Annotated in this window: 19 protein-coding genes and 1 riboswitch; of the genes, 17 read left to right on the top strand and 2 right to left on the bottom strand. The window is 41.4% G+C overall.

Annotated elements, in window-relative coordinates; translation table 11 throughout:
* The first annotated feature begins 6 nt into the window (after nucleotides 1-6).
* The 13 genes from dnaB (at nucleotide 7) to ACLV7Q_RS09995 (ending at nucleotide 14,963) form a co-directional block, all read left to right on the top strand.
* Nucleotides 7-1,359, top strand: a complete 1,353-nt coding sequence (gene dnaB, locus ACLV7Q_RS10055; RefSeq protein WP_050142692.1) for a replicative DNA helicase — start codon at nucleotides 7-9, stop codon at nucleotides 1,357-1,359.
* Between the two features lies 1 nt (nucleotide 1,360).
* Nucleotides 1,361-1,627, top strand: a complete 267-nt coding sequence (locus tag ACLV7Q_RS10050) for a Veg family protein (RefSeq protein WP_001278160.1) — start codon at nucleotides 1,361-1,363, stop codon at nucleotides 1,625-1,627.
* Nucleotides 1,628-1,715: 88 nt separating this feature from the next.
* Entirely contained in the window at nucleotides 1,716-3,062 is a 1,347-nt protein-coding gene (gene cbpD, locus ACLV7Q_RS10045) for a choline binding-anchored murein hydrolase CbpD (RefSeq protein ID WP_218757917.1), read from the top strand.
* 81 nt (nucleotides 3,063-3,143) lie between these two features.
* A riboswitch (TPP riboswitch) is annotated at nucleotides 3,144-3,246 on the top strand.
* A 68-nt stretch (nucleotides 3,247-3,314) separates the two neighbouring features.
* Complete coding sequence (locus tag ACLV7Q_RS10040; RefSeq protein ID WP_000647661.1) at nucleotides 3,315-3,605, top strand: thiamine-binding protein; 291 nt, start codon at nucleotides 3,315-3,317, stop codon at nucleotides 3,603-3,605.
* The gene (locus ACLV7Q_RS10035) at nucleotides 3,568-4,326 is read left to right on the top strand and encodes an ABC transporter permease (RefSeq protein ID WP_218757918.1); all 759 of its coding nucleotides are present in this window, start codon (nucleotides 3,568-3,570) and stop codon (nucleotides 4,324-4,326) included. Before ACLV7Q_RS10040 ends, ACLV7Q_RS10035 begins: the two co-directional genes overlap by 38 nt.
* Before the next feature lie 38 nt (nucleotides 4,327-4,364).
* Nucleotides 4,365-5,372, top strand: a complete 1,008-nt coding sequence (locus ACLV7Q_RS10030; protein WP_218757919.1) for an ABC transporter substrate-binding protein — start codon at nucleotides 4,365-4,367, stop codon at nucleotides 5,370-5,372.
* Nucleotides 5,372-6,100 carry an ABC transporter ATP-binding protein gene (locus ACLV7Q_RS10025; protein WP_218757920.1) on the top strand — a complete coding sequence of 243 codons (729 nt, stop codon included), beginning with the start codon at nucleotides 5,372-5,374 and terminating at the stop codon, nucleotides 6,098-6,100. Before ACLV7Q_RS10030 ends, ACLV7Q_RS10025 begins: the two co-directional genes overlap by 1 nt.
* Before the next feature lie 118 nt (nucleotides 6,101-6,218).
* Nucleotides 6,219-6,677, top strand: a complete 459-nt coding sequence (locus ACLV7Q_RS10020) for a CtsR family transcriptional regulator (RefSeq protein ID WP_004261972.1) — start codon at nucleotides 6,219-6,221, stop codon at nucleotides 6,675-6,677.
* 1 nt (nucleotide 6,678) lies between these two features.
* On the top strand, nucleotides 6,679-9,111 hold the full coding sequence (locus tag ACLV7Q_RS10015; RefSeq protein ID WP_218757921.1) for an ATP-dependent Clp protease ATP-binding subunit: 2,433 nt from the start codon (nucleotides 6,679-6,681) through the stop codon (nucleotides 9,109-9,111).
* Nucleotides 9,112-9,638: 527 nt separating this feature from the next.
* Complete coding sequence (rr06, locus tag ACLV7Q_RS10010; RefSeq protein ID WP_050112022.1) at nucleotides 9,639-10,292, top strand: two-component system response regulator RR06; 654 nt, start codon at nucleotides 9,639-9,641, stop codon at nucleotides 10,290-10,292.
* Complete coding sequence (locus tag ACLV7Q_RS10005; protein ID WP_218757922.1) at nucleotides 10,289-11,632, top strand: HAMP domain-containing sensor histidine kinase; 1,344 nt, start codon at nucleotides 10,289-10,291, stop codon at nucleotides 11,630-11,632. The genes rr06 and ACLV7Q_RS10005 overlap by 4 nt, the downstream gene beginning before the upstream one ends.
* Nucleotides 11,633-11,800: 168 nt before the next feature.
* On the top strand, nucleotides 11,801-12,328 hold the full coding sequence (locus tag ACLV7Q_RS10000) for an isoprenylcysteine carboxyl methyltransferase family protein (protein WP_050260210.1): 528 nt from the start codon (nucleotides 11,801-11,803) through the stop codon (nucleotides 12,326-12,328).
* A gap of 76 nt (nucleotides 12,329-12,404) precedes the next feature.
* Nucleotides 12,405-14,963: an RICH domain-containing protein gene (locus ACLV7Q_RS09995; RefSeq protein WP_411866012.1), complete on the top strand. Its 2,559-nt coding sequence runs from the start codon at nucleotides 12,405-12,407 to the stop codon at nucleotides 14,961-14,963.
* Between the two features lie 77 nt (nucleotides 14,964-15,040).
* On the opposite strand, the gene dusB is transcribed toward ACLV7Q_RS09995, so the two are convergent.
* Both dusB and hslO read right to left on the bottom strand, forming a co-directional pair.
* Nucleotides 15,041-16,021, bottom strand: coding sequence for a tRNA dihydrouridine synthase DusB (dusB, locus tag ACLV7Q_RS09990; RefSeq protein WP_218758008.1), 981 nt, complete (start codon nucleotides 16,019-16,021; stop codon nucleotides 15,041-15,043).
* A complete protein-coding gene (hslO, locus tag ACLV7Q_RS09985; RefSeq protein WP_218758007.1) occupies nucleotides 16,008-16,880 on the bottom strand; it encodes an Hsp33 family molecular chaperone HslO in 873 nt (290 codons plus the stop codon). Before hslO ends, dusB begins: the two co-directional genes overlap by 14 nt.
* Nucleotides 16,881-17,044: 164 nt before the next feature.
* On the opposite strand from hslO, the gene ACLV7Q_RS09980 reads away from it, so the two are divergent.
* The 4 genes from ACLV7Q_RS09980 (at nucleotide 17,045) to ACLV7Q_RS09965 (ending at nucleotide 22,782) form a co-directional block, all read left to right on the top strand.
* Nucleotides 17,045-18,472 carry a helix-turn-helix domain-containing protein gene (locus ACLV7Q_RS09980; RefSeq protein ID WP_218758006.1) on the top strand — a complete coding sequence of 476 codons (1,428 nt, stop codon included), beginning with the start codon at nucleotides 17,045-17,047 and terminating at the stop codon, nucleotides 18,470-18,472.
* A 159-nt stretch (nucleotides 18,473-18,631) separates the two neighbouring features.
* Nucleotides 18,632-20,140 (top strand): glycerol kinase GlpK, encoded by a 1,509-nt coding sequence (glpK, locus tag ACLV7Q_RS09975; protein ID WP_000076787.1) that lies wholly within the window; start codon nucleotides 18,632-18,634, stop codon nucleotides 20,138-20,140.
* A 41-nt stretch (nucleotides 20,141-20,181) separates the two neighbouring features.
* Entirely contained in the window at nucleotides 20,182-22,008 is a 1,827-nt protein-coding gene (gene glpO, locus ACLV7Q_RS09970; protein WP_000395899.1) for a type 1 glycerol-3-phosphate oxidase, read from the top strand.
* A gap of 69 nt (nucleotides 22,009-22,077) precedes the next feature.
* Nucleotides 22,078-22,782, top strand: a complete 705-nt coding sequence (locus tag ACLV7Q_RS09965) for an MIP/aquaporin family protein (RefSeq protein ID WP_000980831.1) — start codon at nucleotides 22,078-22,080, stop codon at nucleotides 22,780-22,782.
* The last annotated feature ends 94 nt before the right edge of the window (nucleotides 22,783-22,876 follow it).

Raw genomic sequence — 22,876 nt, 5'->3', positions numbered from 1 at the left:
AGTCTGATGGCAGAAGTAGAAGAGTTACGAGTACAACCTCAAGATATCTTAGCTGAGCAATCCGTTTTAGGGGCTATCTTTATTGATGAGAGTAAGCTTGTTTTTGTGCGAGAATACATTGAGTCTCGGGACTTTTTTAAGTATGCCCATCGTTTGATTTTCCAAGCTATGGTTGATTTATCCGATCGTGGTGATGCTATAGATGCAACAACGGTTCGTACTATCCTTGATAATCAAGGTGATTTGCAGAATATTGGTGGCCTGTCTTACCTAGTTGAGATTGTCAATTCTGTGCCAACTTCTGCTAATGCGGAGTATTATGCTAAAATCGTTGCAGAAAAAGCAATGCTACGTCGTTTAATTGCCAAGTTGACAGAGTCTGTCAATCAAGCTTACGAGGCTTCGCAACCAGCTGATGAAATCATTGCTCAGGCAGAAAAAGGCCTAATTGATGTCAGCGAAAATGCTAATCGAAGTGGATTTAAGAACATTCGAGATGTGTTGAATGTCAACTTTGGAAATCTGGAAGCTCGCTCGCAACAAACGACCGATATTACAGGTATTGCGACAGGCTATCGTGATTTGGATCATATGACGACTGGTCTGCATGAAGAGGAGTTGATTATCTTAGCAGCCCGTCCAGCTGTCGGTAAGACAGCCTTTGCCTTGAATATCGCTCAGAACATTGGGACTAAGTTGGACAAAACGGTTGCTATTTTTTCACTGGAAATGGGTGCGGAAAGTCTAGTGGATCGTATGTTGGCTGCAGAAGGTTTGGTGGAATCCCATTCTATCCGTACGGGGCAATTGACCGATGAGGAATGGCAAAAATATACCATTGCTCAAGGGAATCTAGCGAATGCAAGTATCTATATCGATGATACGCCAGGGATTCGAATTACAGAGATTCGTTCTCGCTCTCGTAAACTGGCTCAAGAAACGGGCAATCTAGGTTTGATTTTGATAGATTACTTGCAGCTTATCACGGGAACTGGGCGAGAAAACCGCCAACAAGAAGTTTCTGAAATTTCTCGCCAGTTGAAAATACTAGCCAAGGAATTGAAGGTTCCAGTAATCGCTCTGAGTCAGTTGTCTCGTGGTGTAGAACAACGTCAGGACAAGAGACCGGTCTTGTCTGATATTCGTGAATCTGGGTCTATTGAGCAGGACGCTGATATCGTAGCTTTTCTCTATCGCGATGACTACTATGAACGTGGTGGTGAAGAAGAGGACGGTATCCCAAATAATAAGGTGGAAGTTATTATCGAGAAAAACCGTAGTGGAGCTCGTGGAACAGTGGAATTGATTTTCCAAAAAGAATACAATAAATTTTCAAGTATCTCAAAGAGGGAGGCATAAGATGTCAGATGCATTTACAGATGTAGCTAAGATGAAAAAAATCAAAGAAGAAATCAAGGCACATGAGGGTCATGTAATTGAAATGACTTTGGAAAATGGGCGCAAGCGCCAAAAAAATAGATTGGGTAAGTTAATTGAAGTTTATCCATCCCTATTTATTGTGGAATTTGGGAACGTTGAAGGAGATAAACAAGCTAATGTTTACGTTGAATCCTTTACCTACTCAGATATCCTTACAGAAAAGAATTTGATTCATTATCTGGACTAAAGTGAGAAATTTTCTCACTTTTTCTTTTTTCTCCGAATAGTTTAAGTGAAGGCAATCTTCGATTTATATTATTTTTCAAGGAGGAAGAATGAAAATTTTACCGTTTATAGCAAGAGGGACAAGTTATTACTTGAAGATGTCAGTTAAAAAGCTTGTTCCTTTTTTAGTAGTAGGATTGATGTTAGCAGCGGGTAATAGTGTATATGCCTATTCTGGAGGAAATGGATCGATTGCGCGTGGAGATGATTATCCTGCTTACTATAAAAATGGGAGTCAGGAAATTGATCAGTGGCGCATGTACTCTCGTCAGTGTACTTCTTTTGCAGCCTTTCGTTTGAGTAGTGTCAATGGTTTTGAGATTCCAAGGGCTTATGGAAATGCGAATGAATGGGGGCATCGTGCTCGTCGTGAAGGCTATCGTGTAGATAATACACCGACGATTGGCTCCATTGCTTGGTCTACTGCAGGAACTTATGGGCATGTTGCCTGGGTGTCAAATGTAATGGGAGATCAGATTGAGATCGAGGAATATAACTATGGTTATACAGAAGCCTATAATAAACGAAGTATAAAAGCAAATACGATGACAGGATTTATTCATTTTAAAGATTTGGATGTTGGCAGTGTTGGGAATAGTCAATCCTCAGCTTCAACAGGAGGAATACATTATTTTAAGACCAAGTCTGCTATCAAAACTGAACCCCTAGCTAGTGCAACTGTGATTGATTACTATTATCCTGGAGAGAAGGTTCATTATAATCAGATACTTGAAAAAGACGGCTACAAGTGGTTGAGTTATACGGCCTATAACGGAAGCTATCGTTACGTTCAATTGGAGGCTGTGAATAAAAATCCTATAGGTTATTCTGGTATTTCTTCAACAGGAGGAACACATTATTTCAAGTCTAAGTCTGCTATCAAAAATCAGCCACTAGCTAGCGCAACTGTGATTGATTACTATTATCCTGGGGAGAATGTTCATTATGATCAAATTCTCGAAAAAGATGGCTACAAGTGGTTGAGTTATACAGCTTATAACGGAAGTCGTCGTTATATCCAGCTAGAGGGAGTGACTTCTTCACAAAATTATCAGAACCAATCAGGGAATAGCTCTAATTATAGCTCAAATACTGGATTGACTGTCGGTTGGAAGAAGATAAATGGTAGTTGGTATCATTTCAAATCAAATGGTTCTAAATCAACGGGATGGTTGAAGGATGGTTCCAGCTGGTATTATTTGAAATCATCTGGTGAAATGCAGACAGGATGGTTAAAGGAAAATGGCTCGTGGTATTATCTGGATAATTCAGGGGCAATGAAAACAGGCTGGTATCAAGTTTCTGGTAAGTGGTATTATTCTTACTCTTCAGGTGTCTTAGCTGTTAATACGACGGTGGATGGCTACAGAGTAAACAGTGATGGAGAACGAGTATAGAAAATTGGAGTAGGAAATTTTTCGACTCTTTTCTGTAAGCAGTTTCCTTGACATTTTTCTTATTTTGCGCTATCATATATCTATATAATATATGGGAGTCTGTGTACAGTCTGAGAGGAAGTGTTAAACTTCGACCGCACCTGATCTGGGTAATGCCAGCGTAGGGAACGATACTTAGTCTATTCTTGACCTTTTCCATATATGGTAAAGGTTTTTCTTTTTGTCAAAGGAAAACGAGAAGAGGAGGTTCTTATGAAAGCAAGCATTGCCTTGCAAGTTTTACCCCTAGCACAGGGGATTGATCGGATAGCTGTTATTGATCAGGTCATTGCTTATCTGCAAACTCAAGAAGTGACCATGGTAGTGACACCATTTGAAACGGTCTTGGAAGGGGAGTTTGATGAGCTTATGCGCATTCTAAAAGAAGCGCTGGAAGTGGCAGGGCAGGAGGCAGATAATGTCTTTGCCAATGTCAAAATAAATGTAGGAGAGATTTTAAGTATTGATGAGAAACTTGAAAAGTATACTGAGACGACACATTAGTCTATTGGGCTTTCTGGGAGTCTTGTCAATCTGGCAGTTAGCAGGTTTTTTTAAACTTCTCCCCAAGTTTATCCTGCCGACACCTTTTGAAATTCTTCAGGCCTTTGTTCGTGATAGAGAATTTCTCTGGTACCATAGCTGGGCGACCTTGAGAGTGGCTTTGCTAGGTCTAATTTTGGGAGTCTTGATTGCCTGTCTCATGGCTGTACTCATGGACAGTTTGACTTGGCTCAATGACCTGATTTACCCTATGATGGTGGTTGTTCAGACTATCCCGACCATTGCCATAGCTCCTATCTTGGTCTTGTGGCTAGGTTATGGCATTTTGCCTAAGATTGTCCTGATTATCTTGACGACTACCTTTCCTATCATCGTCAGTATTTTGGACGGCTTTAGGCATTGTGACAAGGATATGTTGACCTTGTTTAGTCTGATGCGGGCCAAGCCTTGGCAAATCCTGTGGCATTTTAAAATCCCAGTCAGCCTACCTTACTTTTATGCAGGTCTGAGGGTCAGTGTCTCCTACGCCTTCATCACAACAGTAGTATCTGAGTGGTTGGGAGGCTTTGAAGGACTAGGTGTCTACATGATTCAGTCCAAGAAACTGTTTCAGTATGATACCATGTTTGCTATTATTATTCTGGTATCGATTATCAGCCTTCTGGGTATGAAATTGGTTGATGTCAGTGAAAAATATGTTATTAAATGGAAACGTTCGTAGAATTAGAATGTTTCTGAAAAAGAAAAGAGGAAATCAAAATGAAGAAAACATGGAAAGTGTTTTTAACGCTTGTGACAGCTCTTGTAGCTGTTGTGCTTGTAGCTTGTGGTCAAGGGACTGCTTCAAAGGATAATAAGGAAGCAGAACTCAAGAAAATTGACTTTATCCTAGACTGGACACCAAATACCAACCACACAGGGCTTTATGTGGCTAAGGAAAAAGGCTACTTCAAGGAAGCTGGAGTGGATGTGGATTTGAAATTGCCACCAGAAGAAAGTTCTTCTGACTTGGTTATTAACGGTAAGGCACCATTTGCAGTCTATTTCCAAGACTATATGGCTAAAAAATTGGAAAAAGGAGCAGGAATCACTGCTGTTGCAGCTATTGTTGAACACAATACATCAGGAATCATCTCTCGTAAATCTGACAATGTAGCTAGTCCAAAAGACTTGGTTGGTAAGAAATACGGAACCTGGAATGACCCAACGGAACTGGCTATGTTGAAAACCTTGGTAGAATCTCAAGGTGGAGACTTTGAGAAGGTCGAAAAAGTACCAAATAACGATTCAAACTCGATCACACCGATTGCCAATGGCGTCTTTGATGCTGCTTGGATTTACTATGGATGGGATGGAATTCTTGCTAAATCTCAAGGTGTAGATGCTAATTTCATGTACTTGAAAGACTACGTTAAAGAATTTGACTACTATTCACCAGTCATCATCGCAAACAACGACTATTTGAAAGATAACAAAGAAGAAGCTCGCAAAGTTATCCAAGCCATCAAAAAAGGTTACCAATATGCTATGGAGCATCCAGAGGAAGCAGCCGATATCCTCATTAAGAATGCACCTGAACTTCAGGAAAAACGTGACTTTGTCATCGAATCTCAAAAATACTTGTCAAAAGAATACGCAAGCGACAAGGAAAAATGGGGTCAATTTGATGCAGCTCGCTGGAATGCCTTCTACAAATGGGATAAAGAAAATGGTATCCTTAAAGAAGACTTGACAGACAAAGGCTTCACCAATGAATTTGTGAAATAATGACAGAAATTAGACTAGAACACGTCAGTTATGCCTATGGTCAGGAGAGGATTTTAGAAGACATCAACCTGCAGGTGATTTCAGGTGAAGTAGTTTCTATCTTAGGCCCAAGTGGTGTAGGAAAGACCACCCTCTTTAACTTAATTGCTGGGATTTTAGGAGTCCAGTCAGGGCGAATTGTTCTGGACGGTGAGGAGAATCCCAAGGGGCGGGTGAGTTATATGTTGCAAAAGGATCTGCTCTTGGAGCACAAGACGGTGATTGGCAATATCATCCTGCCCCTCTTGATTCAAAAAGTGGATAAGGCGGAAGCTATTGCTCGCGCGGATGACATTCTTGCGACCTTCCAGTTGACAGCTGTAAGAGATAAATACCCTCATGAACTCAGTGGTGGGATGCGCCAGCGTGTAGCCTTACTCCGGACCTACCTTTTTGGGCACAAGCTCTTTCTCTTAGATGAGGCCTTTAGCGCCTTGGATGAGATGACCAAGATGGAACTCCACGCTTGGTATCTTGAGATTCACAAGCAGTTGCAGCTAACAACCCTGATCATCACGCATAGTATCGAGGAGGCCCTCAGTCTCAGCGACCGCATCTATATCTTGAAAAATCGCCCTGGGCAGATTGTTTCAGAAATTAAACTAGATTGGTCTGAAGGTGAGGACAAGGAAGTCCAAAAGATTGCCTACAAACGTCAAATCTTGGCAGAATTAGGCTTAGATAAGTAGAAAAATAGGGAGTTGGTGAAGATTATCCTTTACCAGCGCCCTTTTTCTTTTAAAAATGAGAAAATTTCGGTATAATAGTCAAAGATAGTCAAGGTTTAAAGAGAGAGGTGGGTTTGTAATGAGATTTAAAAATACATCGGATCATATTGAGGCCTACATCAAGGCGATTTTAGATCAATCTGGTATCGTGGAGTTGCAACGGAGTCAGTTGGCAGATACCTTCCAGGTTGTCCCTAGTCAGATTAACTATGTGATTAAGACACGCTTTACGGAAAGTAGAGGCTACTTGGTTGAAAGTAAGCGTGGTGGCGGAGGCTACATTCGTATAGGACGGATTGAATTTTCTAGTCATCACGAAATGCTCCGGGAGCTGCTTTACTCAATTGGTGAGCGGGTCAGTCAAGAAATTTATGAGGATATTCTGCAGCTTTTGGTTGAGCAGGAATTGATGACCAAGCAGGAGATGAATTTGCTGGTGGCAGTAGCTTTGGATCGCGTTCTAGGAGAAGAAGCTCCAGTTGTTCGAGCAAACATGCTACGACAGGTCATACAAGAGGTAGATAGAAAAGGGAAGTAAGATGAACTATTCAAAAGCATTGAATGAATGTATCGAAAGTGCCTACATGGTTGCTGGCCATTTTGGAGCTCGTTACCTAGAGTCTTGGCACTTGTTGATTGCCATGTCCAATCACAGTTATAGTGTGGCAGGGGCGACTTTAAATGATTATCCATATGAGATGGACCGTTTAGAAGAAGTCGCTTTGGAACTGACTGAAACGGACTATAGCCAGGATGAAACCTTTACGGAATTGCCGTTCTCCCATCGTTTGCAGGTTCTTTTTGACGAAGCAGAGTATGTAGCGTCAGTGGTACATGCTAAGGTGCTAGGGACAGAGCACCTCCTCTATGCGATTTTGCATGATGGCAATGCCTTGGCGACTCGTATCTTGGAGAGGGCTGGTTTTTCTTATGAAGACAAGAAAGATCAGGTCAAGATTGCTGCCCTTCGTCGAAATCTAGAAGAACGTGCAGGCTGGACTCGTGAAGATCTCAAGGCTTTACGCCAACGTCATCGTACAGTAGCTGACAAGCAAAATTCTATGGCTAATATGATGGGCATGCCCCAGACTCCGAGCGGTGGTCTTGAGGACTATACGCATGATTTGACAGAGCAAGCGCGTTCTGGCAAGTTGGAGCCAGTCATCGGTCGGGACAAGGAAATCTCGCGTATGATTCAAATCTTGAGTCGGAAGACAAAGAATAATCCTGTCTTGGTTGGAGATGCTGGTGTCGGGAAAACAGCTCTGGCGCTTGGTCTTGCCCAGCGTATTGCGAGTGGGGATGTACCTGCGGAAATGGCTAAGATGCGCGTGTTAGAGCTTGATTTGATGAATGTCGTTGCAGGGACACGCTTCCGTGGTGACTTTGAAGAGCGCATGAACAATATCATCAAGGATATTGAAGAAGATGGCCAAGTCATCCTCTTTATCGATGAGCTCCATACCATCATGGGTTCTGGTAGTGGAATTGATTCAACTCTGGATGCGGCCAATATCTTGAAGCCAGCCTTGGCGCGAGGAACTTTGAGAACGGTTGGTGCCACCACTCAGGAAGAATACCAAAAACATATCGAAAAAGATGCGGCACTTTCTCGTCGTTTCGCCAAAGTGACGATTGAAGAGCCAAGTGTGGCAGACAGCATGACCATTTTGCAAGGCTTGAAGGCGACTTATGAGAAACATCATCGTGTGCAAATCACAGATGAAGCGGTTGAAACAGCTGTCAAGATGGCGCATCGTTACTTGACTAGCCGTCACTTGCCAGACTCTGCTATCGACCTCTTGGATGAGGCAGCAGCAACAGTTCAAAATAAGTCAAAGCATGTAAAAGCAGACGATTCTGGCTTGAGTTCAGCTGACAAGGCCTTGATGGATGGCAAGTGGAAACAGGCAGCCCAGCTAATCGCAACAGAAGAGGAAGTGCCTGTCTATAAAGAATTGGTGACAGAGTCTGATATTTTGACCACCTTGAGTCGCTTGTCAGGTATCCCCGTTCAAAAACTGACTCAGACTGATGCCAAGAAATACTTAAACTTGGAAGCTGAACTGCACAAACGTGTCATCGGTCAAGATCAAGCTGTTTCAAGTATTAGCCGTGCCATTCGCCGCAATCAGTCTGGTATTCGTAGTCACAAGCGTCCAATTGGTTCCTTTATGTTCCTAGGACCGACGGGTGTCGGTAAGACCGAATTGGCCAAGGCTCTGGCAGAAGTTCTTTTTGACGACGAATCAGCTCTTATCCGCTTTGATATGAGTGAGTATATGGAGAAATTCGCAGCCAGCCGTCTCAATGGAGCTCCTCCAGGCTATGTGGGTTACGAAGAAGGTGGGGAGTTGACTGAGAAGGTTCGCAACAAACCATACTCTGTTCTCCTCTTTGACGAGGTAGAGAAGGCTCATCCAGATATCTTTAATGTTCTCTTGCAGGTCTTGGATGACGGTGTCTTGACAGATAGCAAGGGGCGCAAGGTCGACTTTTCAAATACCATTATCATCATGACATCAAATCTTGGTGCGACAGCCCTTCGTGATGACAAGACAGTTGGTTTTGGAGCTAAGGTTATCCGTTTTGACCAGGAAAATATGGAAAAACGCATGTTTGAAGAGCTGAAAAAAGCTTATAGACCTGAGTTTATTAACCGTATTGATGAAAAGGTGGTCTTCCATAGCCTGTCTAGCGACCATATGCAGGAAGTGGTGAAGATTATGGTCAAACCTTTAGTGGCAAGTTTGGCTGAAAAAGGTATTGACTTGAAATTACAAACTTCCGCACTGAAATTGTTGGCCAATCAAGGATATGACCCAGAGATGGGAGCTCGTCCACTTCGTAGAACCCTACAAACAGAAGTGGAAGACAAGTTGGCAGAACTTCTTCTAAAGGGAGAATTAGAGGCAGGCAGCACACTTAAGATTGGTGTCAAAGCAGGCCAGCTAAAATTTGATATTGTATAAAAGAATAAAAGTATCAGCATCTGACCATAAGTCACAGTGGAGTGATACTTAATGAAAATCAAAGAGCAAACTAGGCAGCTAGCCGCAGCTTGCTCAAAACACTGTTTTGAGGTTGCAGATAGGGCTGACGTGGTTTGAAGAGATTTTCGAAGAGTATGAAACTAAAACCTATAGCTTCTAAAGGATCCGTGGTTTTCACTATTCAACCCAAAATTCATATGTTTATTACCCTCCATCGTATTTGTCTTAGAGCGTGTGTAGTAGAAAAAGAGCAGTCTTATCTGAAATTTTTATCTTTTCAAAAGAGACCTGTTTCTTTTTTGCCTGTCAAACCCGTTCTAGCTGGTATTTGAAAAATCAAACTAAGCTGCAAGATGAATGATTTTCTTGTATTGACGTTGTTGTTGACAACAAGTAGCGGATAAATGAAATCCATTCCATTATCATAGATGATAGGCTGGTAGGAAATTTTCAAATAACATACAGGAAATAGATGTGTGAAGTTCCGGTAGTAGAAAGGGAGAAAGATGAACATTTTAGTTGCAGATGACGAGGAAATGATTAGAGAAGGAATTGCAGCATTTCTGACAGAAGAGGGTTATCATGTCATTATGGCTAAGGATGGACAAGAGGCCTTGGAAAAATTTCAAGATCTCCCTATCCATCTCATGGTGCTGGATTTAATGATGCCTAGGAAGAGTGGTTTTGAAGTGTTAAAAGAAATCAATCAAGAGCACGATATTCCTGTCATCGTCTTGAGTGCTCTGGGAGATGAAACTACTCAGTCACAGGTATTTGATCTCTATGCTGATGATCATGTGACAAAGCCTTTTTCTTTGGTACTGCTTGCCAAGCGTATTAAAGCGCTTATCAGACGTTACTACGTCATAGAGGATCTTTGGCAATATCAGGATGCAACAGTGGATTTTACCTCTTACAAAGCACATTATAAAAATGAAGAAATTGATCTCAAGCCAAAGGAATTATTGGTACTAAAGTGTTTGATTCAGCATAAAAATCAAGTTTTAAGTAGAGAGCAGATATTGGAAGAAATTTCAAAAGATGTAGCTGATTTACCTTGTGATAGGGTCGTTGATGTCTATATTCGTACTCTTCGCAAAAAATTGGCTTTAGATTGCATTGTGACTGTGAAAAATGTTGGGTATAAGATTAGCTTATGATAAAAAATCCTAAATTATTAACCAAGTCTTTTTTAAGAAGTTTTGCAATTCTAGGTGGTGTTGGTCTAGTCATTCATATAGCTATTTATTTGACCTTTCCTTTTTATTATATTCAGTTGGAAGGGGAAAAGTTTAATGAGAGCGCAAGAGTGTTTACGGAGTATTTAAAGACTAAGACAGCTGATGAAATTCCAAGCTTACTCCAGTCTTATTCAAAGTCCTTGACTATATCTGCTCACCTTAAAAGAGATATCTTAGATAAGCGGCTCCCTCTTGTGCATGACTTGGATATTAAAGATGGAGAGCTATCAAATTATATTGTGATGTTAGATAAGCCTGTTAGTACAGCAGATGGTAAACAGGTAACGGTGCAATTTGTGCAGGGAGTGGATATCTACAAAGAAGCAAAGAATATTTTGCTTTTGTATCTCCCCTATACATTTTTGGTTACAATTGCTTTTTCCTTTGTTTTTTCTTATTTTTATACGAAACGCTTGCTCAATCCTCTTTTTTACATTTCAGAAGTGACTAGTAAGATGCAAGATTTGGATGACAATATTCGTTTTGATGAAAGCAGAAAAGATGAAGTTGGTGAAGTTGGAAAACAGATTAATGGTGTGTATGAGCACTTGTTGAAGGTTATTCATGAGTTGGAAAGTCACAATGAGCAAATTGTAAAATTGCAAAATCAAAAGGTTTCCTTTGTCCGTGGAGCATCACATGAATTAAAGACACCTCTAGCTACTCTCAGGATTATCTTAGAAAATATGCAATACAATGTGGGGGATTATAAAGATCATCCTAAGTATCTTGAAAAGAGTATTGATAAAATCGATCAGATGAGTTTCTTGCTAGAGGAAGTATTGGAATCTTCTAAATTTCAAGAATGGACAGAGTGTAGTGAGATTTTAATGGTAAATACCGTTTTGACAGATGTTTTGTCTCGATATCAGGAATTGGCATTTTCTAAAAATCTTGTGATTGATAATCAGTTGACTACTAATACAAAAGTAGGGATGAGCTTGAAGGCTTTGGATAAAGTCTTGACAAATCTTATCAGTAATGCTATCAAGTACTCAGATCAATCTGGCAGTGTGATTATTTCTGAGCAAGATGGTTACCTTTCTATTAGGAATACGTGTGCTCCTTTGAATCAGGAAGAGTTAGAACATTTATTTGATATTTTTTACCATTCACAAATTGTAACAGACAGAGAAACAGGATCAGGGTTGGGTCTTTATATTGTTAAGAATATTTTAGAGAGTCATCGTATGTCCTATAGTTTCTTGCCTTATGAACAAGGGATGGAATTTAAAATCTGCTTGTTACCAGATAGTTAGCTTTTAGTGATACTCTTTTCTTACTTGAGGATAATTTAAGGAAGCATAGTTTGAATGGTAGTGATAGAGTAAATCAAAGAACGGAATCAGTTTTCGTTCTTTTTCTTTTTCAATTCATATTGGGTTAACATAGAGATGTTAAAGTAGTGGTAAAGAAAGGGGATCGTGATGATAGCAATAATCATTATCTGTGTATTTTTAATTCGCTTGTTGTTCCTAAAGAAATCAATTGCAAATGAAAAACGGCTTCGTAGGGATGGTGGGCGAGAATTTGGCATTAAAAATACCAAACGTCTTACCTTGGTTCATATTGTTTTTTATCTGGCTTGTTTTATGGAAGCCCTAGTCTATCGACCGTCTTTCAATATGATGAGTGTTGTGGGTTTGGTGCTCCTGATATTTTCTATGTTGATGTTGCTACTTGTTATTCATCTGCTTGGGGATATTTGGACAGTCAAGTTGATGTTAGCACCGAATCATAAGTTTGTGGATCATGTTTTATTTAGGACAGTAAAACATCCCAATTACTTTTTAAATATCCTTCCTGAGTTGATTGGCCTGACCTTGCTTAGTCATGCCTATATGACTTTTGTTTTAGTTTTTCCAGCTTATGCAGTTATTTTGTTTCGACGAATAGCTGAAGAGGAAAAGTTATTACATGAAGTTATAATCCCAAATGGAAGCATAAAGAGATAAATACAAGATTCAATTCATATACAGTTCATATTGAAATGATATAGTAGTGTTAAGAAAAATATTGGAGGAAATAATTATGTTTGCATCAAAAAGTGAGAGAAAAGTACGTTATTCAATTCGTAAATTTAGTATTGGAGTAGCTAGTGTAGTGGTTGCTAGTCTGTTCTTAGGAGGAGTAGTCCATGCAGAAGTGGTTGGAGGTGGGAATACCCCCACGGTTACATCTAGTGGGCAAGATAGGTTGAAGGAATACAGACAGCAGTTGATAAAAGAGTTGGGAGAGACAGCTTTACCTGAAGATAAAAAAGCTGAGTACAGAAAGCAGATTGAACAGGAGATGAACTATTCAGTACTAGATGAGATAGCGAATAACTTTCATCAAGAAAGTTTGGAAATACGTAATAAAGAACATGATGAAGTAGTTAAAAAAGCTAGCGTTAGTTTGTCTAATTATATGACTAGTCTTCTAAATAAATTAGATAATTCTGCTTCTGGATTTGGAGATATTCTCCAGCAAGCTCAGGGAATTGTACGAGAGTACCAGGAGAAAATTGGTGGAGCTTCTGATAGAGAAAAAATAGAGAAACTGCAGCAAGAGGGGCAAACGAAGCTAGATAAGTTGGTAGAGGACTTTAAGAATAGTTTATCAAATCAACAAAGTGAACCATCAGGAAATTCTAATTCTTCTAATGGTAGAGGTGATACGACTAAGCCTGCGAATCAAGGATTAGATTCTGATTCACCTTCTGGAAAAGAACATAATAATCCAACTCCACCAAAAGTAGAAAATCAAGGAGGAAATATAGTTTCTACTGAAAAAACTACGGAGACAAATCTTAAAGAAGCTAAAGAAACAGCTAAAACAACTTTGAGTGCTTATAGACTTACTCGTTTAAAACAGGAGAATCCGGGAGCTTTTTGGTTTACAGAACTTTTAAAAGAATCCGAAGAATCTGTAGAGAAGTATAAAAGGATGTTTGATGGGGCTTCGAGTAAAGAAAAAGTGGAAAACTTGGTGAAAGAAGCTGAACAGGAGATAGAAGCTCTAGTCGTTAAACATAAGGGACGAGAAATCAGCTTAGAGCGAAATAAGGCAAAGGAAGCGGTCACTAAACATCTAACAGGTTTATTGAATGACATCAAGAAAAATTTAGAAAAAGAGCAACATATCAATACTGTAGAGCTAATTAAAAAGCTAAAAGATATTGAAAAAACGTATTTGCATAAATTAGATGAATCAACCCAAAAAGCCCAACTAAAGAAACTGGTGGCAGAAAGTCGATTAAAACTAGATGAAGCTTTGTCTAACTTTAAAAAGGGCTTATCTTCTTCGTCAAATTCAGGATCTTCCACTAAACCAGAAACTCCAGAAAAATCAGAGCAACCTGCTCCAAGCAAACCTGCTGAAAAAGAGCAGAACCCATCAGGTTCAACCACAGGAAGTCATTCCGGTTCCACCAGCTCTTCAGGAAGTTCTAGTGCTTCCACTAAACCAAAATCTCCAGAAAAACCAGAGGAACCTGCTCCAAGCAAACCTGCTGAAAAAGAGCAGAACCCATCAGGTTCAACCACAGGAAGTCACTCCGGTTCCACTAGCTCTTCAGGAAGTTCTAGTGCTTCCACTAAACCAGAAACTCCAGAAAAACCAGAGGAACCTGCTCCAAGCAAACCTGCGGAAAAGGAGCTGAATCCATCAGATTCAACCACAGGAAGTCACTCCGGTTCCACCAGCTCTTCAGGAAGTTCTAGTGCTTCCACTAAACCAAAATCTCCAGAAAAACCAGAGGAACCTGCTCCAAGCAAACCTGCTGAAAAAGAGCAGAACCCATCAGGTTCAACCACAGGAAGTCACTCCGGTTCCACTAGCTCTTCAGGAAGTTCTAGTGCTTCCACTAAACCAAAATCTCCAGAAAAACCAGGGGAACCTACTCCAAGTAAACCATCAGGAAACGAGACAAATTCTTCATCTCCTACAAGATCTAACAGTCTTTCTCCTACTCTCTCATCTCAACCGACATCTACTGTTCAAAAGGTATTTACAACTCAAAATGGAAATACCAAGATTACTGTTATGTTTGAAACTGCTACAGAAGCAGACTCTATCAATCTTAAAGAGGTAACAACAAAAGAAATGATTGATAATGTTACCCGTCAAACAGGACAAGGAACAGTGCGCATATTTGATATTTCCCTTTCAAAAGATGGAAAAGAAACCCATGTGAAGGGAGAGAGAGTAGTTCGTCTTGCAATTGGTAATATTGATTCTGAGATTCAAGTTTACCATGTGAAAGAAAATGGAGAGTTGGAATTGCTCCCATCAACAGTTGAAAATGGGCAAGTCGTTTTCAAAACGAGTCATTTCAGCTTATTTGCGATTAAAACACTTCCTAAAAAACAAATGTCTACCGAGCCAGAGGCAAATAGGGAAGGAAAAACTCAATCTGATAATAAGGAAATGGTTCTTCTTGCTGATAAAGCAAATCAAATGAGTGAAAATCGTTCAAATTCAGATAAAAAAGATAAGCAAGCACTCCCATCAACTGGAACAATGTCAACGTTGCTTATGGAATTCTTAGGTCTTATATCTCTAGTAGGTGTTTATCTATTAAAAGGAAAAAAGACGGAGAATGACTAATTTCATATAGACATTACTTGCCTGTATAAATCCAAGAAAAACCCGTAAACTTTAAGAGAGTTACGGGTTTTAAACTATTAAGCCTTATCTAATTGCAAGAGGGCTTCAATCTCTGCTAGGGTACTAGCTTGTGAAATGGCTCCACGAAGTTTGGCAGCGCCAGATGTTCCACGGAGGTAGTGAGGAGCGAGTCCTCGGAATTCACGAACTGCGACGTTTTCCCCTTTGAGGTTAATCAAGCGTTTCAAGTGTTCGTAAGCAATTTTCATCTTGTCTTCAAAGGTCAAATCAGGGAGGATTTCTCCTGTTTCAAAGTAATGGTTGATTTGGTTGAAGAGGTAGGGATTTCCCATGGCAGCGCGGCCAATCATGACTGCGTCAGCACCAACTTCTTCGATGCGTTGTTTGGCTTCTTGGACAGTACGGATATCACCGTTGGCGATGAAGGGAATCTTGGTCAAAGCTTGAGCAACTTTATGGAGAGTCTCAAGGTCTGCGTGACCTGTATACATTTGCTCACGGGTACGGCCATGCATAGCAAGAGCAGAAACACCTGCAGCTTCAGCAGCGAGGGCATTTTCAACTGCCAGAGATGGGTCAGCCCAGCCTGTACGCATTTTGACAGTAAGCGGAATATCAAGGACAGATTGAACCTTGTTGATGATAGAGTAGATCTTATCAGGGTTCTTGAGCCACATAGCACCAGCTTCGTTCTTCACGATTTTGTTGACAGGGCAGCCCATGTTGATATCCACGATATCGGTTTTGGTGTTTTTTTGGATGAATTCTGCTGCGCGTGCCAGGCTGTCTTCATCACTACCAAAAAGTTGGATAGAAACAGGGTTTTCGCCTTCATCGATATGAAGCATGTGCAGGGTTTTTTCGTTGTTGTATTGGATTCCCTTGTCAGAGACCATTTCCATTACAACGAGTCCAGCTCCGAGCTCTTTTGCAATAGTACGAAAGGCTGAGTTTGTCACACCAGCCATAGGCGCTAGAACGGTACGATTGGGAATCTCAACATTGCCAATCATAAAGGGTGTATTAAGATTTGTCACGAATGAGTTCCTCCAGGTCGTTTTCATCAAAGTTGTAAGTTATTTGGCAGAATTGACAAGTGATTTCTGCCCCGTGGTCTTCCTCTTTCATTTCCTGTAAGTCTGAGCTTGGAAGGCTGGCAAGAGCGTTCATAAAGCGCTCATGGCTACAGTCACATTGGAAACGGATTTCTTCTTCAGAAAGAAGCTTGTAGTCCTCGTCCCCGTAGATAGCCTTTAGGAGGGCTTCGATATGGTCTTCACTCTCTAGAAGAGTCGAGATAGCTGGCATTTCTTGGATGCGTTTTTCAAATCGGGCAATCTCTTCTTCCTTGGCTCCCGGCAAGACTTGAACTAGGAAACCACCTGCAACCTTGACCTTGTCTTCTTCGTCTAAAAGGACATTGAGGCCGACAGCAGAAGGGGTCTGTTGGCTTTCGGTCAGGTAAAAGGCCAGATCTTCACCGATTTCTCCAGAGATGAGGGGAGTCATAGAGTTGTAAGGATTTCCAATGCCGTAGTCTGTGATAACGAGGAATTGGCCATTGCCGACAAAAGGTCCGACTAGGACTTCACCAGTTGCAGTCTTTTTGATATCGACACCTGGATTTTGAACGTAACCTTTGACATTCCCCTTGGTATCAGCGACGGTGATGATAGCACCTAGTGAGCTAGATCCCAGCACCTTAACTGTTAGTTTAGTATTTCCTTTTTCATTGGCTGCGAGAATCTGGCTAGCGATAAGAGTTCGACCAAGCGCTACAGTTGAGCTAGCTTGGGTTTGGTGTTTTTCTTGAGCAGTGCGGACGGTTTCTGTGCTGTCAAGGACAAAAGCACGAAAGGCTCCGCTTTCTGATATAGTTTTAATAATTTTATCCATAGCTACTATTTTAGCATAAAAATGCCCAAAGGGGGAGCCGTGTGTTTGTTGATTTTTAGGATAATGGATCAGGAAATCAGCATGAAAATAAAAAGAGAAACAGATTATTTCAGCATTTGTAAGATTTATGCTATGCTTAAGGTAGAAAATGAAAGGGGTAACAAATGTATTTAGGAGATTTGATGGAGAAAGCCGAGTGTGGTCAATTTTCAATCCTTTCCTTTCTATTACAAGAGTCTCAGACGACCGTCAAGGCTGTAATGGAAGAAACAGGATTTTCAAAAGCAACTCTAACCAAATATGTCACCCTGCTTAATGAAAAGGCTTCGGACAGTGGTTTAGAGCTGACTATTCACTTAGAAAATGAAAATCTGCGCCTGTCGATCGGTGCAGCTACCAAGGGGAGAGAGATTCGGAGCTTGTTTTTGGAGAATGCTGTTAAATACCAGATTTTGGTTTATCTTCTCTACCACCAACAGTTTTTAGCCCATCAGATGGCTCAAGAATTGGTGATTAGCGAGGCTACGCTTGGTCGTCACTTAGCTAGCTTAAATCAGATTTTGTCAGAATTTGACTTATCCATCCAAAATGGACGTTGGCGAGGTCCAGAGCATCAGATACGCTATTTCTATTTCTGTCTTTTTCGCAAGGTCTGGTCCAGTCAGGAATGGGAAGGCCACATGCAGAAACCAGAGAGAAAGCAGGAAATTATTACACTAGAAGAAATCTGCGGTGCAAGTTTGTCTTCGGGGCAGAAATTGGACTTGGTTCTCTGGTCTCATATCAGTCAACAGCGTCTACGGGTTAATGCCTGTCAGTTTCAAGTGATAGAAGAGAAAATGCGAGGGTATTTTGACAATATTTTCTACCTTCGTTTGCTGAGAAAGGCTCCGTCCTTTTTTGCTGGGCAACATATCCCTCTCGGAACTGAGGATGGGGAGATGATGATTTTCTTCTCTTTCCTCCTATCTCATCGCATTCTTCCTCTTCATACTATGGAGTACATCCTTGGTTTTGGAGGGCAGTTGGCAGATTTGCTGACGCAGTTGATTCAAGAAATGAAGAAGGAGGAGTTGCTGGGGGACTACACAGAGGACCATGTCACCTATGAACTCAGTCAGCTTTGTGCTCAAGTCTATCTCTATAGGGGCTATATTTTACAGGATCGCTACAAGTACCAGTTAGAGAATCGTCATCCATATTTACTGATGGAACATGATTTTAGAGGAATGGCAGAGGAGATTTTTCATGCTCTACCTGCCTTTCAGCAGGGGACGGATTTGGATAAGAAAATTCTCTGGGAATGGCTCCAATTAATCGAATATATGGCTGAAAATGGTGGCCAGCATATGCGGATTGGTCTGGATTTGACATCTGGTTTTCTTGTCTTTTCAAGGATGGCAGCCATTTTAAAACGGTATTTGGAATACAATCGTTTTATCACCATTGAAGCCTATGACCGAACTCGACATTATGATTTGCTGGTTACCAATAACCCCATTCATAAGAAGGAACAGACCCCAGTTTATTATTTAAAAAATGACTTGGATATGGAAGATTTGGTAGCGATTCGCCAGTTATTATTTAGTTAAAAGGCTTGGTTGTTCCAGGTCTTTTTTGTGAAATTCACACAATCTCCTCACATTTTTTTAAAAATTAAAAAAAGTTGATAAACAAGAAAGCGCTTTATTTTGTATACTAGTAAGTGTAAAGAGGAAACATCCTCAAGATCTTTATCAGGAGGACAGCACATGTCACAAGAAAAATACATCATGGCCATTGACCAGGGAACTACAAGTTCTCGTGCCATTATTTTCAACAAAAAAGGAGAAAAAGTTAGCTCGAGTCAAAAAGAGTTCACTCAGATTTTCCCTCAGGCAGGTTGGGTTGAGCACAATGCCAATGAAATTTGGAATTCCGTCCAGTCTGTTATTGCTGGAGCTTTCATCGAAAGTGGTGTCAAGCCAAATCAAATCGAAGCAATCGGAATTACCAACCAACGTGAAACAACTGTCGTCTGGGATAAGAAAACAGGACTTCCTATCTACAACGCTATTGTTTGGCAATCACGTCAGACAGCTCCTTTGGCTGAGCAACTAAAAAGCCAAGGTTATGTGGAAAAATTCCATGAAAAGACTGGTTTGATCATCGATGCTTACTTCTCTGCGACCAAGGTTCGTTGGATTTTGGACCATGTAGAGGGCGCTCAAGAGCGAGCAGAAAAAGGGGAATTGCTCTTTGGTACTATCGATACTTGGTTGGTTTGGAAATTGACTGACGGTGCGGCTCACGTGACCGACTACTCAAATGCAGCTCGTACCATGCTTTATAACATTAAAGAACTCAAATGGGATGATGAGATTTTGGAAATCCTCAACATTCCTAAGGCTATGCTTCCAGAAGTTCGTTCTAACTCTGAAATCTACGGTAAAACAGCTCCATTCCATTTCTACGGTGGACAAGTGCCAATCTCAGGTATGGCTGGGGACCAACAGGCAGCCCTCTTTGGACAGTTGGCCTTTGAACCAGGTATGGTCAAGAATACTTATGGAACAGGATCTTTCATCATCATGAATACTGGGGAAGAGATGCAGTTGTCTGAAAATAACCTCTTGACAACCATTGGTTACGGAATCAACGGCAAGGTTTACTATGCTTTGGAAGGTTCTATCTTCATTGCAGGAAGTGCCATTCAGTGGCTTCGTGATGGTCTTCGCATGGTTGAAAATTCACCAGAATCTGAAAAATACGCTCGTGATTCTCACAATGATGATGAAGTTTATGTCGTTCCAGCCTTTACAGGTCTAGGCGCTCCATACTGGAACCAAAATGCTCGCGGTTCTGTCTTTGGTTTGACTCGTGGAACAAGCAAAGAAGACTTTATCAAGGCGACTTTGCAATCTATTGCTTATCAAGTACGTGATATCATTGACACTATGCAAGTAGATGCGCAGACAGCTATCCAAGTCTTGAAGGTGGATGGTGGTGCAGCTATGAACAACTTCCTCATGCAGTTCCAAGCGGACATCTTGGGAATCGACATCGCACGCGCCAAAAACTTGGAAACAACAGCTCTAGGAGCGGCCTTCCTAGCAGGTTTGTCAGTAGGTTACTGGAAAAACTTGGATGAGTTGAAACTCTTGAACGAGACAGGAGAACTCTTTGAACCATCTATGAACGAATCGCGCAAGGAACAACTCTACAAGGGCTGGAAGAAGGCTGTAAAAGCAACCCAAGTCTTTGCGGAAGTAGACGACTAATACTGGCAGAATAAAGCGATTTAGTTAGAAAGTGTGTAAATATGGAATTTTCAAAGAAAACACGTGAATTATCAATTAAAAAAATGCAGGAACGTACCCTGGACCTCTTGATTATCGGTGGAGGAATCACAGGGGCTGGTGTAGCCTTGCAGGCTGCAGCTAGTGGTCTTGAGACTGGTTTGATTGAAATGCAGGACTTCGCAGAAGGAACATCCAGCCGTTCAACAAAATTGGTTCACGGAGGTCTTCGTTACCTCAAACAATTTGACGTAGAAGTGGTGTCAGATACAGTTTCTGAACGTGCAGTGGTTCAACAAATTGCTCCACATATTCCAAAGCCAGATCCAATGCTTTTACCAGTTTATGATGAAGATGGAGCAACCTTTAGCCTCTTCCGTCTGAAAGTAGCCATGGACTTGTACGACCTTTTGGCAGGAGTTAACAACACACCAGCTGCAAACAAGGTTTTGAGCAAGGATCAAGTCTTGGAACGCCAGCCAAACTTGAAGAAAGAAGGTTTGGTAGGAGGTGGAGTTTACCTTGACTTCCGTAACAACGATGCGCGTCTCGTGATTGAAAATATCAAACGTGCCAACCAAGATGGTGCCCTTATTGCCAACCACGTGAAGGCAGAAGGCTTCCTCTTTGACGAAAGTGGCAAAATTACAGGTGTCGTAGCTCGTGATTTGTTGACAGACCAAGTCTTTGAAATCAAGGCCCGTCTGGTGATTAACACAACAGGTCCTTGGAGCGACAAAGTACGCAATTTGTCTAATAAGGGAACCCAATTCTCACAAATGCGTCCAACTAAGGGAGTTCACTTGGTAGTGGACTCAAGCAAGATCAAGGTGTCACAGCCAGTTTACTTTGACACTGGTTTGGGTGATGGCCGTATGGTCTTTGTTCTCCCACGTGAAAACAAGACTTACTTTGGTACAACGGATACAGACTACACAGGTGATTTGGAACATCCAAAAGTAACTCAAGAAGATGTAGATTACCTGCTTGGTATTGTCAACAACCGCTTCCCAGAAGCGAATATTACAGTTGCTGACATTGAAAGTAGCTGGGCAGGTCTTCGTCCATTGATCGCAGGCAATAGTGCTTCTGACTACAATGGCGGAAATAACGGAACCATCAGTGATGAAAGCTTTAATAACTTGATTGCGACTGTTGAATCTTATCTCTCTAAAGAAAAAACGCGTGAAGATGTTGAGTCTGCTGTCAGCAAGCTTGAAAGTAGCACATCTGAAAAACATTTGGATCCATCTGCAGTTTCTCGTGGTTCGAGCTTGGACCGTGATGATAATGGCCTTTTGACCCTTGCTGGTGGTAAAATCACAGACTACCGTAAGATGGCTGAAGGAGCTATGGAGCGCGTGGTTGACATCCTCAAAGCAGAATTTGACCGTAGCTTTAAACTCATCAATTCTAAGACTTACCCTGTTTCAGGTGGGGAATTGAACCCAGCAAATGTGGACTCAGAAATCGAAGCCTTTGCGCAACTTGGAGTGTCACGTGGTTTGGATAGCAAGGAAGCTCATTACCTAGCAAATCTCTATGGTTCAAATGCACCGAAAGTCTTTGCTCTTGCTCATAGTTTGGAACAAGCACCAGGACTCAGCTTGGCAGACACCTTGTCCCTTCACTATGCAATGCGCAATGAGTTGGCTCTTAGCCCAGTTGACTTCCTTCTTCGTCGTACTAACCACATGCTCTTTATGCGTGATAGCTTGGATAGCATCGTTGAGCCAGTTTTGGATGAAATGGGACGATTCTATGACTGGACAGAAGATGAGAAAGCAACTTACCGTGCGGATGTCGAAGCAGCCCTCGCTAACAATGATTTAGCAGAATTAAAAAATTAAGAGAAAGGAAAAGAGGTGGAGGGCAGCATTCCTTGTCGCCCGCCCCTTCTTTTTGATGGAGACAGAAAGATGATGAATGAATTATTTGGAGAATTTTTGGGGACTTTAATCCTGATTCTTCTAGGAAATGGTGTTGTTGCAGGTGTGGTTCTTCCGAAAACCAAGAGCAACAGTTCAGGTTGGATTGTGATTACTATGGGTTGGGGGATTGCAGTTGCGGTTGCAGTATTTGTATCTGGAAAACTTAGTCCAGCTCATTTAAACCCAGCTGTGACTATAGGTGTGGCCTTGAAAGGTGGTTTGCCTTGGACTTCCGTATTTCCTTATATCTTAGCCCAGTTCGCAGGGGCTATGCTCGGTCAGATTTTGGTTTGGTTGCAATTCAAACCTCACTATGAGGCAGAAGAAAATGCAGGAAATATCCTGGCAACCTTCAGCACCGGGCCAGCCATCAAGGATACTGTATCAAACTTGATTAGTGAAATCCTAGGAACCTTTGTTTTGGTCTTGACAATCTTTGCTTTGGGTCTTTACGATTTTCAGGCAGGTATCGGAACCTTTGCGGTGGGGACTTTGATTGTCGGTATCGGTCTATCACTAGGTGGGACAACAGGTTATGCCTTGAACCCAGCTCGTGACCTTGGACCTCGTATCATGCACAGTATCCTTCCAATTTCAAACAAGGGAGACGGAGACTGGTCTTATGCCTGGATTCCTGTTGTGGGACCTGTTATTGGTGCAGCCTTGGCCGTGCTTGTATTCTCACTTTTCTAATTTGGAAAACAACTATGTTGATAGAGCTTGAGATGAAAATCTCGGGTTCTTTTCTTTTAAAATATTCATCGAAAAACCGCATAATCCTTAAAAT

Origin of the sequence: Streptococcus mitis, from assembly GCF_965111725.1 — a bacterium.
In the GTDB taxonomy this organism is placed as follows: Bacteria; Bacillota; Bacilli; order Lactobacillales; family Streptococcaceae; genus Streptococcus; species Streptococcus mitis_DV.
The sequence above is the reverse complement of the archived record's forward strand: the minus strand, read 5'-3'. Positions and strand labels throughout refer to the sequence as shown.

Bases quoted from the DNA above. Each gene is read 5' to 3' on its own strand.
- ACLV7Q_RS10015 (WP_218757921.1), top strand. From the start codon at position 6,679: ATGAACTATTCAAAAGCATTGAATGAATGTATCGAAAGTGCCTACATG.
- glpK (WP_000076787.1), top strand. From the start codon at position 18,632: ATGTCACAAGAAAAATACATCATGGCCATTGACCAGGGAACTACAAGT.
- ACLV7Q_RS09995 (WP_411866012.1), top strand. From the start codon at position 12,405: ATGTTTGCATCAAAAAGTGAGAGAAAAGTACGTTATTCAATTCGTAAA.
- ACLV7Q_RS10020 (WP_004261972.1), top strand. From the start codon at position 6,219: ATGAGATTTAAAAATACATCGGATCATATTGAGGCCTACATCAAGGCG.
- ACLV7Q_RS09980 (WP_218758006.1), top strand. From the start codon at position 17,045: ATGTATTTAGGAGATTTGATGGAGAAAGCCGAGTGTGGTCAATTTTCA.
- ACLV7Q_RS10000 (WP_050260210.1), top strand. From the start codon at position 11,801: ATGATAGCAATAATCATTATCTGTGTATTTTTAATTCGCTTGTTGTTC.
- rr06 (WP_050112022.1), top strand. From the start codon at position 9,639: ATGAACATTTTAGTTGCAGATGACGAGGAAATGATTAGAGAAGGAATT.
- ACLV7Q_RS09965 (WP_000980831.1), top strand. From the start codon at position 22,078: ATGATGAATGAATTATTTGGAGAATTTTTGGGGACTTTAATCCTGATT.
- ACLV7Q_RS10025 (WP_218757920.1), top strand. From the start codon at position 5,372: ATGACAGAAATTAGACTAGAACACGTCAGTTATGCCTATGGTCAGGAG.
- glpO (WP_000395899.1), top strand. From the start codon at position 20,182: ATGGAATTTTCAAAGAAAACACGTGAATTATCAATTAAAAAAATGCAG.
- ACLV7Q_RS10050 (WP_001278160.1), top strand. From the start codon at position 1,361: ATGTCAGATGCATTTACAGATGTAGCTAAGATGAAAAAAATCAAAGAA.
- hslO (WP_218758007.1), bottom strand. From the start codon at position 16,880: ATGGATAAAATTATTAAAACTATATCAGAAAGCGGAGCCTTTCGTGCT.
- ACLV7Q_RS10040 (WP_000647661.1), top strand. From the start codon at position 3,315: ATGAAAGCAAGCATTGCCTTGCAAGTTTTACCCCTAGCACAGGGGATT.
- dnaB (WP_050142692.1), top strand. From the start codon at position 7: ATGGCAGAAGTAGAAGAGTTACGAGTACAACCTCAAGATATCTTAGCT.
- ACLV7Q_RS10035 (WP_218757918.1), top strand. From the start codon at position 3,568: ATGAGAAACTTGAAAAGTATACTGAGACGACACATTAGTCTATTGGGC.
- ACLV7Q_RS10030 (WP_218757919.1), top strand. From the start codon at position 4,365: ATGAAGAAAACATGGAAAGTGTTTTTAACGCTTGTGACAGCTCTTGTA.
- ACLV7Q_RS10005 (WP_218757922.1), top strand. From the start codon at position 10,289: ATGATAAAAAATCCTAAATTATTAACCAAGTCTTTTTTAAGAAGTTTT.
- cbpD (WP_218757917.1), top strand. From the start codon at position 1,716: ATGAAAATTTTACCGTTTATAGCAAGAGGGACAAGTTATTACTTGAAG.